General features: G+C 70.3%; 9 protein-coding genes. 6 read left to right on the plus strand and 3 right to left on the minus strand.

The genetic code is table 11. From position 1 onward, the window contains the following. The first annotated feature begins 58 nt into the window (after nt 1-58). From ACZ63I_RS07695 to ACZ63I_RS07710, 4 genes are read left to right on the plus strand one after another with little or no spacing between them, the layout of a single operon-like run. Complete coding sequence (locus ACZ63I_RS07695) at nt 59-1963, plus strand: glycoside hydrolase family 2 protein (protein WP_469336376.1); 1905 nt, start codon at nt 59-61, stop codon at nt 1961-1963. Then, the gene (locus tag ACZ63I_RS07700; RefSeq protein ID WP_469336377.1) at nt 1963-3273 is read left to right on the plus strand and encodes an extracellular solute-binding protein; all 1311 of its coding nucleotides are present in this window, start codon (nt 1963-1965) and stop codon (nt 3271-3273) included. Before ACZ63I_RS07695 ends, ACZ63I_RS07700 begins: the two co-directional genes overlap by 1 nt. A 25-nt stretch (nt 3274-3298) precedes the next feature. Further along, nucleotides 3299-4234, plus strand: coding sequence for a carbohydrate ABC transporter permease (locus ACZ63I_RS07705; RefSeq protein ID WP_469336378.1), 936 nt, complete (start codon nt 3299-3301; stop codon nt 4232-4234). Between the two features lie 5 nt (nt 4235-4239). Next, the gene (locus tag ACZ63I_RS07710; RefSeq protein WP_469336380.1) at nt 4240-5193 is read left to right on the plus strand and encodes a carbohydrate ABC transporter permease; all 954 of its coding nucleotides are present in this window, start codon (nt 4240-4242) and stop codon (nt 5191-5193) included. On the opposite strand, the gene ACZ63I_RS07715 is transcribed toward ACZ63I_RS07710, so the two are convergent. Beyond that, complete coding sequence (locus ACZ63I_RS07715; RefSeq protein WP_469336382.1) at nt 5187-6284, minus strand: LacI family DNA-binding transcriptional regulator; 1098 nt, start codon at nt 6282-6284, stop codon at nt 5187-5189. The genes ACZ63I_RS07710 and ACZ63I_RS07715 overlap by 7 nt on opposite strands. A gap of 101 nt (nt 6285-6385) precedes the next feature. On the opposite strand from ACZ63I_RS07715, the gene ACZ63I_RS07720 reads away from it, so the two are divergent. After that, nucleotides 6386-7357, plus strand: coding sequence for an AraC-like ligand-binding domain-containing protein (locus ACZ63I_RS07720; RefSeq protein WP_469337039.1), 972 nt, complete (start codon nt 6386-6388; stop codon nt 7355-7357). A gap of 133 nt (nt 7358-7490) precedes the next feature. Further along, nucleotides 7491-7862 (plus strand): STAS domain-containing protein, encoded by a 372-nt coding sequence (locus ACZ63I_RS07725; protein WP_469336384.1) that lies wholly within the window; start codon nt 7491-7493, stop codon nt 7860-7862. 11 nt (nt 7863-7873) lie between these two features. Here the strand turns inward: ACZ63I_RS07725 and ACZ63I_RS07730 are convergent, their stop codons facing one another. Together ACZ63I_RS07730 and ACZ63I_RS07735 are read right to left on the minus strand one after the other, a co-directional pair. Next, entirely contained in the window at nt 7874-8707 is an 834-nt protein-coding gene (locus ACZ63I_RS07730; protein WP_469336386.1) for an undecaprenyl-diphosphate phosphatase, read from the minus strand. A 162-nt stretch (nt 8708-8869) separates the two neighbouring features. After that, a complete protein-coding gene (locus ACZ63I_RS07735) occupies nt 8870-11872 on the minus strand; it encodes a tetratricopeptide repeat protein (RefSeq protein ID WP_469336387.1) in 3003 nt (1000 codons plus the stop codon). Between the last annotated feature and the right edge of the window lie 83 nt (nt 11873-11955).

Here is an 11955-nt window from a genome sequence, read left to right on the forward strand (position 1 = left end):
TCGATGTAATCGAGTGCTGACATGTGACGACCAGCTCGTCACCAGCACCGGAGACACCATGCCTCTGCGCCCCGCGATCGACGGACCGACCGAAGGACCGACGGACGAACCGACCGGCACGCCGGGCGCCGTCCCGCGCCCCGAGTACCCGCGCCCCGGCTTCGTCCGTACGGACTGGCTGAATCTGAACGGCAGGTGGCAGTTCGCCTTCGACCCGGGCGACAGCGGTCTCGAACGCGGTCTGGTCGAGCAGGAGCTGCCCGGCCGGATCACGGTGCCCTTCTGCCCCGAGTCGGAGCTGTCCGGTATCGGTGACACCGACTTCCACCCCGCCGTCTGGTACCGCCGCACGGTCCGGGTGCCGGGCCGTTGGGCGGGTCGGCGCGTACTGCTGCACTTCGGCGCCGTCGACCACGACGCGACCGTATGGGCCGACGGCCGCGAAGTGGCGCGGCACAGCGGCGGGTTCACCTCCTTCACCGCCGATCTCGGCGATGTGGCGGCGGACGGCGAGGACCGGGACGTGGTGCTGGTGGTCCGGGCCAGGGACGCCAGGGACGGCGCGCAGGCCCGTGGCAAGCAGGCCACCCACTACGCCAACAGCGACTGCAACTACACCCGTACGACCGGTATTTGGCAGACGGTCTGGCTGGAGCCCGTCGCCCCCGTCCATCTGCGCCGCCCCCGGATCACCCCGGACCTCGGCTCGGGCGCCTTCCACCTCGAACTGCCGCTCTCCGCCAACCGTCCCGGGCACCGGGTACGCGCCAGGCTGACCGACGCCGAGGGCACGGTCGTCCAGGCGAGCGCGCCCGCCGACCTCGACCTCGCCCCGCGCCTGGTGCTCCAGATCCCCACCGACCGGCGCAGGCCGTGGTCCCCCGAGGACCCGCATCTGTACACGCTGGCCGTCGACATCGTGGACCGGCACGGCGAGACCGTCGACTCGGCGCTCTGCACGGCGGGGCTGCGGTCCGTCGCCATCTCGGGCAAGAAGCTGCTGCTCAACGGCCGTCCGGTCTTCCAGCGGCTCGTGCTCGACCAGGGCTGGTACCGGGACGGGTTGATGACGGCGCCGGACGACGCCGCGCTCGTACGCGACATCGAACTGTCCCTGGCCGCCGGGTTCAACGGGGCGCGGCTGCACCAGAAGGTGTTCGAGGAGCGCTTCCTGCACCACGCCGACCGGCTCGGCTATCTGGTCTGGGGCGAGTTCGGCGACTGGGGCAGCAGCACCGGACGCACCACCCGCGACAACCAGCGCCCCACGGCCGGCTATGTCGCGCAGTGGCTGGAGGCCGTCGAGCGGGACTACTCGCATCCGTCGATCGTCGGCTGGTGCCCGCTCAACGAGACCCACCAGGAACTCCACGACCGGCAGAGCCTTTTGGACGACGTCACGCGCGCGATGTTCCTCGCGACGAAGGCCGCCGACACCTCGCGCCCCGTGCTCGATGCTTCCGGCTACTCCCACCGGGTCCGGGAGACCGACGTGTACGACTCGCACTCCTACGAGCAGGACCCGGAGGCGTTCCGTACGCAGATGGCGGGCCTGGCCAAGGACGCGCCGTTCACCAACCCGGAGGGTCTGGAGACGGGCGCCGCGCCCTGGTCGGTGCCGTACGCGGGACAGCCGTATTTCTGCAGCGAGTTCGGCGGCATCTGGTGGAACCCGGAGGAGGCCGCCGCCGCTTCGGGCGACGACCGGGGCGCTTCCTGGGGCTACGGGCAACGCCCGCGCACCGAGGAGGAGTTCCACGAGCGGTTCGCCGGCCTCACCGGCGTCCTGCTCGACGACCCGCAGATGTTCGGCTACTGCTACACCCAGCTCACGGATGTCTTCCAGGAGCAGAACGGCGTCTACCGGTTCGACCGCAGCCCCAAGCTCGACGTCGGCCGGCTGCGCGCCGCGCAGCTCCGGCCCGCCGCCTTCGAACGGCCCGACGAGGGCGAGGAGCAGTGATGACGACCCTGACCAGGCGCGGACTGCTGCGCGGGACCCTGTACGGAGCGGGCGCGGCTGCGCTGGCTCCGGCGCTCAGCGCCTGCGGCTCGCTGACCGGGAGCGTGGGCGACACGGACCGGCTCGAATACTGGAACCTGTTCGCGGGCCCCGACGGCCAGTTGATGAACAAGATCACCGGCCGGATCGTGCGCGAGACGCCGGGGCTGAAGGTGCGGACGACGGTCCTGGACTGGGGTCCGCCGTACTACACGAAGCTGGCGATGGCGTCGGCCGGCGGCCGCTCCCCCGACGTGGCGATCATGCATCTGACCCGGCTGGCGGGATACGCGCCCGGCGGGCTGCTCGACCCGTGGGACATGGATCTGCTGGCGGAGTTCGGGCTGCGGGAGCAGGACCTCAACCCCGCGGTGTTCAAGCGGTGCCTGTTCGAGGGCGAGCCGTACGCCATCCCGCTGGACACCCACCCGTTCGTCATCTTCTTCGACCGCGACATGATGGAGAAGTCCGGTGCGCTGCGGGCCGACGGGCGGCCGATCCCCTTCGAGTCGCCGGAGCACTATCTGGAGGTGGCGGCCAAACTCCGCAAGGACAACGGGAAACTGGGCCCGCTGCTCGGGTACGTCAACGACTCGGCGATGGCCTGGCGGATGTTCTGGACGCTGTTCAGCCAGACCGGCGGGACCTTCGACCTGTCGGGCGGCAAGCCGGACATCGACGAGGACGCGGCGGTCGAAGTGGCCAGGTTCATGGTCGAGATGGTCAAGGCGGACTGCCGCACGATGGACAGCCCCACCGCGATCGGCGACTTCGCGGGCGGCCTCTCCCCGCTGATCTTCTCCGGCGAGTGGGACATGGCGACCTATCTGACGGCGAAGAAGGACAACTTGGGCGCAGCGCCCTTCCCCACCTTCTTCGACCGGCCCGCCGGGGCGGCCGACAGCCACTCGTTCGTGCTGCCGCACCAGGCGGACGCCGACCCCGAACGCCGGCGCCTCACCCACAAGTTCGTGGCGGAGCTGATCAGGTCCAGCATCACCTGGGCGCAGGCGGGCCACATCCCCGCCTATCTGCCGGCCGTCGAGTCGAAGCCGTACGCGGCGCTGCATCCGCAGTCCGAGTACGCGGACGCCGCCAAGCATCCCGCTCTCGACCCGCCGGCGTGGTTCACCGGCGCCGGGTCCGACTTCCAGACCCGGATGTGCCAGGCACTCCAGCCGGCCATGACCGGCTCGGGGTCGGCGGAGGGCGCCGTGCGCAAGATGATCTCCGAGATCAACACCCTGATGTCCCAGCCGAATCCGGCCTGACCGCGACAGTGAAGGAGCGAGTGTCATGAGTTCCGTTCCCACCCTCGCGCGACGGCGGGACGTCGCCGCCCGGCCGGGGAGAGCCCGGCGCAGGACCGGGGCGTCCGGCGGCTCCGGCTGGCCGTTCGCCGTGCCGTTCCTGGTGTTCTTCGTCCTCTTCCTCGTGGTGCCGATCGGCTACGGGGTGTGGATGAGCTTCACCGACTCCAGCCTGACGGGCCACGGCGACAACACCTTCGCCGGATTCGGCAACTACGCGGAGGCGTTCACCGACAGCCAGGTCTGGCAGAGCCTCGGCAACACCGCCTGGTTCACGGTCCTCAGCGCCGTGCCGCTGGTGGTCGTCTCGCTGGTGATGGCGGTCCTGGTGCACACCGGGCTGCCGGGGCAGTGGGTGTGGCGGCTGTCGTTCTTCGCGCCCTATCTGCTGCCGGTGGCCGTCGTGACGCAGGTGTGGCTGATGCTCTTCCAGCCGGACCAGGGCCTGTTCAACGTGATGCTCAGGGCCGTCGGTATCGACGGGATCGGCTGGCTGGTCGAGGAGAAGTACGCGATGTGGTCGATCGCGCTGCTCACCCTGTGGTGGACCGTCGGCTTCAACTTCCTGCTGTATCTGGCCGCCTTGCAGTCCATACCGGACCATCTGTACGAGGCGGCGGCGCTCGACGGGGCCGGGGCGTGGCGCAGGCTCTGGTCGGTCACGCTCCCCCAACTGCGCCGTACCACCGCGCTGATCGCGGTGCTCCAGGTGCTCGCCTCGCTGAAGGTCTTCGACCAGATCTATCTGCTCACCAAGGGCGGTCCCGCCGCTTCGACCCGGCCGATCCTGGAGTACATCTACGACACCGGCTTCACCAACTACCGGCTGGGTTACGCGTCGGCGGTGTCGTACGTCTTCTTCGCGATCGTGGTCGTCCTCTCGCTCGCCCAGCTCAAGATCTTCTCGCGCAAGGAGGGCTGACGGCCATGGCATCGAACACGCTCGCACCGAAGGCGTCGGGGCCGCGCCGCTCGACCATGCCGAGGGAGGTCGCCCGCCGGCGCCGGCCGGCCGGTGGCGGCGGCGGCAGCCACGCGTGGCATCCGACCCTGGGCGCCGGGCTCGCTCCCCGGGTGCTGTCGGTGCTCGCCCTGGTTCTGATGGCGGCCGTCTGGGTGCTGCCGTTCGCCTGGGGGCTCGACACCTCGTTCAAGTCGGAGGTCGACGCCAGTGCGGCCGCCGGTGACTGGATACCGGACGGCGGGTTCACCGTCGCCGCGTACCGCGAGATCTTCGAGCAGGGCAATCTGCCGGTGTGGGCGCTGAACAGCCTGCTGATCGGCGCCGCGGTGACCGTACTGACGGTGGCCGTCTCGGCGACCGCCGCCTACGCGTTCTCGCGGACGCTGTTCCGCGGCCGCAAGGTGTTCCTCGCCGTCACGATCGCCTCGATCATGGTGCCGCCGCAGATCCTGATCGTGCCGCTGTTCCGGCAGATGCTGGCGATGAACCTGGTCGACACCTACGCGGCGGTGATCCTGCCGCAGGTGGTGGCGCCCGCGATGGTCTACATCCTGAAGAAGTTCTTCGACGGCATCCCGCGCGAGCTGGAGGAGGCGGCCAGGATCGACGGGGCGGGCAGTCTGCGGGTGTTCTTCAGCATCGTGCTGCCGCTGTCGCGGCCGATCCTCGCCGCCGTGTCGATCTTCGTCTTCATCACCACCTGGAACAATTTCCTGTGGCCGTTCATCAGCACCAGCGATCCGTCGCTGATGACGCTGCCGGTGGGGCTCTCCACCGTCAAGGACGCCTACGGGCTGCAGAACGCGCAGGCGTCGGCGGCCTCGATGCTCGCGGCGATCCCGTTGCTGCTGGTGTTCATGCTCTTCCAGCGGCAGATCGTCAAGTCCGTGGCGACGACCGGGCTCGGCGGTCAGTGAGCCGGCGCCCCGGCCGGCTCCACCCCGCCGGCCGGGGCCGCCTCGTCGCCAGGTCCTGCCCCCGTCGACTCCCTGATCCGCAGGGTGTGGCCGATGGTGATCTCGCGGGCCGGCAGGCCAGGCGTCTCGATCCGCTCCAGCAGCAGCCGCAGCGCGGTACGCGCCACCTCGGCCTTGTCCGGGGCCACGGACGACAGGCTGGGCGTGCTGAACCGCGCGGCGTCCACGTCGTCGAACCCCATCACCGCGATGTCGTCGGGGACCCGCACCCCCCGCTCGTACAGGACCCGCAACGCACCGAGCGCCAGCGCGTCGTTGAAGCAGAACACGGCGTCGGGCCGCTCGCCCTCGTCGAGCAGGGTCCGCATCGTCCGCGCGCCGTCAGCGCGGTGGTAGCCGGGGGTCTCGGGCTCAAGTCGGGGGTCGGCCGTGAGGCCGGCGGCGCGCAGCGCCTCGTGGTACCCGGTCGTCCGCAGCAGCGGCGTGCCGATGTCCGGCTCGGTCTGCGTGCCGATGGCGGCGATCCGCCGTCTGCCGAGCCCGGTGAGATGGCTGACGGCGTCCCTGGCGGCCCCGACGTTGTCGATGGCGACATGGTCGGTGAGTCCGCCGCTGGGCCGCTCCCCGATGAGGACGAGCGGGGTGTCGTCGGTGTGTCCGGCGAGCGCGCGGCCGTGCAGGGCCAGCGGGTTGATGACCATCCCGTCGACGAGCTGGTCCGCCAGCCCCTCGATGACGGCCTCTTCGCGGCGGCGGTCGCCGAGCGTCTGCTCGATCAGCAGGGTGCGGCCGTGCTCCTCGGCGGTACCGAGGAAGTGCCGGGCCAGCTCGGCGAAGTACGGGATGTCCAGCTCCGGCAGGACGAGCCCGATCATGCCCGTGCTGCCCCTGCGCAGGTTGCGGGCGCTGGTGTTGGGCCGGTAGCCGAGTTCCCTGACGGCCCGCTCGACCCGCTCCCGGGTGGCGGGCTTGACATGGACAAAGCCGTTGATGACGTTGGAGACGGTCTTCGGCGAGACCCCGGCGAGCGCCGCGACGTCCTTCATGTTGACGTTGCGGGAACTGCCGGCCTGCCGGTTCGCTGCGGACACCGAACGATCTTAAGGCAGTTACCGGCATCACCCACCTGGTGGCGGACCGTGCAAATATGGACGCCGAACGAACAGATATCGACGACAGTTGGGCCCTGGCGATGATCGAGACGGTGTTCCGTACCGACGACGTGGCCGCGGAGGACAGGTTCGACTACTGGCGTGACTGCATGGCGAAGCTGATGTGCCCGACGGACATGACCAGCGCCTACGACAGCGAGTTCAAGGCCGAGTCGCGGCTCATCCAGCTCGGCGCCGTCTCCGTCTGGCCGGGGCAGATGCAGCCGCTGCGCTGGCGGCGGACGCCCCGGCTGATCCGGCAGTCCGACCCGGAGCTCTACCACCTGTCCCTGCCGTTCCAGGGCGCCGTCGCCATCGCGCAGGACGACAGGGCCGCCGTGCACGGCGTCGACCAGATGTACTTCATCGACACCTCGCTGCCGTTCGACTGCGACGTACCGGACGGTCCACTGCGCGGTGTGGGGCTCGAAATCCCCAAGGCCCTCGTGCCGTTGCCGGAGGGGGACGTCGCCCGACTGCTGACCAGGCGGCTGTCGGCGAGGGACGGGGTCGGCGCGCTGCTGGCAGGGCTCCTCGGCCGCCTGGTGCACGACGTCGCCTCGTTCAGCGACGCGGACGGACCGCGCCTGGAGACCGTCCTGGTCGACCTGTTCACCGCGACGCTGGCGCACCACCTCGACGCGCAGGACGCCGTACCGGCGGAGAGCCACCGCAGAGCCCTCACGCTGCGCGTGCAGGCGTTCATCCGGGCGCATCTGTCCGACCCCGAGCTGACCCCGGGCATGGTCGCGGCAGCGCACCACATATCGACCAGCCATCTGCACGGTCTCTTCCGGGACCAGGACCTCACCGTCTCGGGCTGGATACGCCACCAGCGCCTGGAGCACGCCCGCCGCGACCTCTCCGACCCCGCCCAGTACGCGGTGCCCGTCCACCGGATCGCCGCGCGCTGGGGCTTCACCCATCACGCCGTCTTCAGCCGCGCCTTCTGCGCGGCCTACGGCGTACCGCCCCGCGACTACCGGCAGCAGTCGCTCGGCCTCGGCGCCTGAACCCGCCCCTTTCCGGTTCGCGGGGCAGCCCGGCCGAGGAGGCGGCGATCTCGGCGTACGGCCGGCGGGCGCCAAGCTATGAATATGCCGAGCCGGGGGCGCATTGTCCGTCCCGTACGGGCATACTTTCGGTGTGCCCAGACCTCGCACGCCGGAGAACGACGATTCCCGCGTCCCCAGCCAGCCTCCCGCGGAGGCCCTCGGTGCCCAGTACGCCCTGGAGGACACCTGGGTCATCGCGGCGCACGGTGATCTCGACACCGACACGCTCGGCCCCGTGGAGGAAGCGCTGGAGGAGGCAGCGGGCCATCCGGTGATCATCCTCGACACCAGCGGCGTCACGTTTGGTGACTCCAGCTTCCTCAATCTGCTGCTGCGCGCCCATCAGTCGACCCAGTTGCGGATCGTGGCGCCCCCGGAACAGTTGCGCAGGCTCCTCTGCGTCACCGGCGCCGACCAGATACTGAACATCTACGGCGACGTGTCCGAGGCCATCGACGGCTGAGCCGGCGCTCGTCAGTTGAGGGCGCCGGCGCCCAGGAGGCCGAAGAGCAGCAGTCCGATCACGATGCGGTAGATCACGAAGGCGTTGAAGGAGTGCTTGGCGACGAACTTCAGCAGCCAGGCGATCGACCCGTACGCGATCACGAACGAGACGACGGTGCCCGCCGCGAGCGGCGCCGCGCCGACGCCCGCGCCGAGCGCGTCCTTCAGCTCGTAGATCCCGGCGCCGGTCAGTGCCGGGATGCCGAGGAAGAAGGAGAGCCGGGTGGCCGCCACCCGGTCGAGGTCGAGGATGAGCGCGGTGGACATCGTCGCGCCGGACCGGGAGAAGCCGGGGAACAGCAGCGCGAGGATCTGCGAACTGCCCACCAGCATCGCGTCCTTGAACGTCGTGTCCGCCTCGCTCCGCTTGTGCCGGCCCATCTGGTCGGCCGCCCACATCACTCCGCTGCCGACGATCAGCGAGGCCGCCACCACCCACAGGGACGCCAGCGGCCCCTCGATCAGCGGCTTCGCCGCCAGACCGACGATGACGATCGGGATCGTCGCGTAGATGACCCACCAGGCGAACTTGTAGTCGTGGTTCCGCCGCTCGTCCTGGTGCGCGAGGCCCCGGAACCAGGCGCCGACGATCCGCACGATGTCCTTGAAGAAGTACACGAGCACGGCGGCGATCGCGCCCACCTGGATGACGGCGGAGAAGCCAACCACCGAGTCGTCGTCGACCGGAATGCCCATCAGCCCCTCGGCGATCTTCAGATGGCCCGTGGACGAGACCGGCAGGAACTCCGTCACCCCCTCGACGGCACCGAGAATCACGGCCTGGCCGACGCTGATCACGCTCATGGGATCCAGTTCTGGACGACGCCGAAGGGGAGAGGGTCATCATGCCCGAGCCCCTGACAGCCCCGCCGGGCGGGTGGCCGGAGTGCGGGGCTCTTTCAGATGGCGCCGGCGTCGTACAGCACCTGACCGTTGATCCAGCGGCCGGCCGACACCGGCAAGCTCTCACCCGTCACGCTCATGGGACAACACCTTGCGGAGTTCTTCCTCACGGCCGGCCAGCGCCAGGACACTGCCCAGGCTGTTGCGTGAGGCCCAAGTCTCCTGCGCGGAACCGATTTCCAGGAAGCCGGCGACCGATTGCCGCAGAGGCTCGACGGCGGCGTCGAGCTGTCCGCCGGCCCACAGGGCTTCGCCCGCCTTTCGTTGCGCCATTGCCACGAGCCAGGCGTTGCCGACGTCCCGCGCGAGGCTTTCGGCCCGGCGCGCGGCCGTCAATGCCTCGTCCAACCGGTCCTCCTCGCGGAGGAATCCGGAGGTGAGGCAGTCGAGTCGGGCCTCACTCTCACGGTCTTCCAGCGCTCGGAAGGACTCGCGTGTCGAGGCGGCGAGCGAGAGGGCGCCCGCACGGTCGCCGCCGAACCACCGGCTGAGCACCATCTTGCTCTCCACCTGGGCCGCGCCCTGGTCGTCACCGAGAGCCGAGAGCAGCTCCCGGGCTTCCTCCCACGCCTCCAGGGCCTCGGAATGCTGCTCGGTGTCACGCAAGACCTCGGCGAGATTGCGGAGCAGCATCGCCAGGGTCGGCAGATCGCCCGTCGTGCGGCACATGTCGCACGCGGCGGTAAGGATGTAAGCGGCCTCACGGGGCCGGCCCAGGTCGCGGTACACGCACCCCAGGGAGTTGGCGACTTTCACTTCGTTGGTCCGGTCACCGCAGTCGTGGAGGAGATTCAACGAGCGGACGAGCGTCGCCTCGGCCTCCGTCAAGGCACCTAGTTCGATCTGCGCAGCGCCGAGGACGCTGAGCGCCATACCCTCGCCGAGGGGGTTGCGTCGTCCACGCTGGATGTCGCGGGACTTCATGGCCACAGTCTGCGCTTCCGCGTGCCGGCCCATGCGGAACAGAGTGCCGGCGAAGTTGGTATGTACGTCCCCGAAGTCGTGCGAGGTCCCCGCGTCGGTCTGCTCCATGATCCCGGTGAAGATCTCCATCGCCTCGTCGAACCGGCCGATCTCCGTGAGCACATTGCCCATGCCGATCAAAGCCCCCGGCTTGGTCTCCCCGGACCGGCCGGCCGTGTCGAGCGCTTCCTGGTACGCCGCGAGGGCCTCGTCGTGGCGACGCAGACCCGCCAGGGTATTGCCGAGACCGCAGAGGATCCGCGCCTCGTACTGTGAGTGGCCCGTCGCCCGGACGGCCGCCAGCGTGGTCTGCGCCGCGATGCACATGTCTTCGAACAGGTGCTGTCGCGCGGCGTAGACCTCCAGTCCGGTGCACAGCGTGACCGCGAGGTCCACGGAGCGGGTCGACGCGCTCCGGACGGCGGCGAACAGATTGGCCCGTTCGAAGTCGCACCAGCCCAGCGCGTACCCGACGGTGGAGAAGGGTTTCCCCCCGCTCTTGGACGACAAGGGGTCGGCGAGCAGTTCGGCGGCCAGGAGGACCCAGTGCGCGTAGTAACGCAGGACATGCTGGACGGCCTCGTCCCGCCGGTCCTTCGCGGCCTGCTCCGGCTCCTCTCCTCGGCGCACCGAGAACAACAACATCAGATCGTGCATCCGCCAGCGCCCCTCGGTCGCGCCGGGTTCGATGAGGTGGGCGGCAGCCAGGCCGTGGAGCAGGATCTCGGTGTCGTCGATATGGTCGTTGTCCATGCCGGCGTCGATGCGGGTGAGATGAGCCGCGGCTTCGGAGGAGAAGCCGGGGCCGGGGTTGGCGGACACCAGGCGGAACACCTCGCGTTCGCGGTCGGAGAGGGATCGGTAGGACAGGTCGAAGGCCGCCTCGACCGCGATGTCCCCGCTGCGCAGCCGGCCGAGCCTGCTGTGCTCGTTCCGCAGCAGGCCGGCGTACCGGTCCACGCCGAGCACGGGTGAGGCGGCGATGAACGCGCCGGCGATGGTCAGGGCCAGGGGCAGCCCGCCGCACAGCGTGACGATCTCGGTGGCGGCCGCAGGCTCCCGGTCGACGCGGTCGTCCCCGTCTCCCCGGGCGGTCCGCAGCGTGTGACGCAGCAACTCGACGCCGGATTCGCTCGTCAGCGGCTCCACCTCGTGGACACGGCCGAGGGTCAGCGTCTCGCGGGAGGTGACGAGCACCTGGGTGACGCCGTCCGACGGCAGCAGCGGGGCCAGTTCCGTCCGGCCGGAGGCGTTGTCGAGGACGAGCAGCACGCGTCGGTCGGTGGCGGCCAGCTCCGCGAGCACACCGCGGAACTCGGCAGACCGGTCCTGCGCGCTGTCGCCGGCCCTTGAGTCCTGGCCGAGTTGGTGCAGGAACTCGTCCAGGACCTGCGCGGCGCTTCTCCGTCGGCGGGGTTCGGCGGCGTATCCGCCCAGATCCGCGAAGAGCACGCCGCCGGGGAACCAGCCGCGGGAAGCACCCGTATACGCGGCTTGCAGGGCGACTTCCGTCTTGCCGACACCGGGCATCCCGGTCACCACGGACACACGGGGGCTCCCGGGCGGAGCCGGCCGCTCGTGAGGTGCCAGTGCGTCGAGCAGCGCGTCGAGTACGCGGCCGTTCCCGGTGTAGTGGGACGACCGGGGCGGAAGTCCGGAATCCCGGTTCGCCGACGGCCCGGCCCCAGCACCTGGCCCAGCTCCGGCACCGGCCGCGGGTCCCGGCCTGCGAAAGGCGGCGGCGCCGATCGGCTCCGGGGCACCCCCTCCGCGTTCGGCATCCTGCTCGTCTCGGGCCTCCCTCAGCAGGCGCTCCCACTCCTTCCTGTTCAGGCGATCGCCCGCCCAGACTGTCCAGACCTCGACCAGGGCCAGCACCGCCGGATCACTGCCGCTGTGCGGCACGTTGAACTTCTCCAGGGCCCGCGGTGCCCAGGAGCTGGCCCGTTTCCCTTCGAAGTCCCGGCCGCCCGGCAGTTTCCGCACCGCGGGTGCCAGCGCGTGCTGCTGGCTGTGCGGTTTGCCCGCCGCCCGCCGCGCCTTCTCCGCCCGCTCCCGCAACCCCCGTAACCGCGCGTGCAGTTCCCTCTTCCGCTCGCCCATCCCCGTCTCCTCCCCATCGCCGCCGCACCCGGCTGTCAACCGCCCGGCGCTTGCCCGGAGTCGGGCGCGCGGGGCGGCGCCGG

It is taken from the genome of Streptomyces sp. NPDC087906 (assembly GCF_055584925.1).

What these genes read in the sequence shown, in the direction of transcription:
- ACZ63I_RS07695 (WP_469336376.1), top strand. Translation starts at nt 59, where the DNA reads ATGCCTCTGCGCCCCGCGATCGACGGACCGACCGAAGGACCGACGGAC.
- ACZ63I_RS07705 (WP_469336378.1), top strand. Translation starts at nt 3,299, where the DNA reads ATGAGTTCCGTTCCCACCCTCGCGCGACGGCGGGACGTCGCCGCCCGG.
- ACZ63I_RS07730 (WP_469336386.1), bottom strand. Translation starts at nt 8,707, where the DNA reads ATGAGCGTGATCAGCGTCGGCCAGGCCGTGATTCTCGGTGCCGTCGAG.
- ACZ63I_RS07720 (WP_469337039.1), top strand. Translation starts at nt 6,386, where the DNA reads ATGATCGAGACGGTGTTCCGTACCGACGACGTGGCCGCGGAGGACAGG.
- ACZ63I_RS07735 (WP_469336387.1), bottom strand. Translation starts at nt 11,872, where the DNA reads ATGGGCGAGCGGAAGAGGGAACTGCACGCGCGGTTACGGGGGTTGCGG.
- ACZ63I_RS07700 (WP_469336377.1), top strand. Translation starts at nt 1,963, where the DNA reads ATGACGACCCTGACCAGGCGCGGACTGCTGCGCGGGACCCTGTACGGA.
- ACZ63I_RS07710 (WP_469336380.1), top strand. Translation starts at nt 4,240, where the DNA reads ATGGCATCGAACACGCTCGCACCGAAGGCGTCGGGGCCGCGCCGCTCG.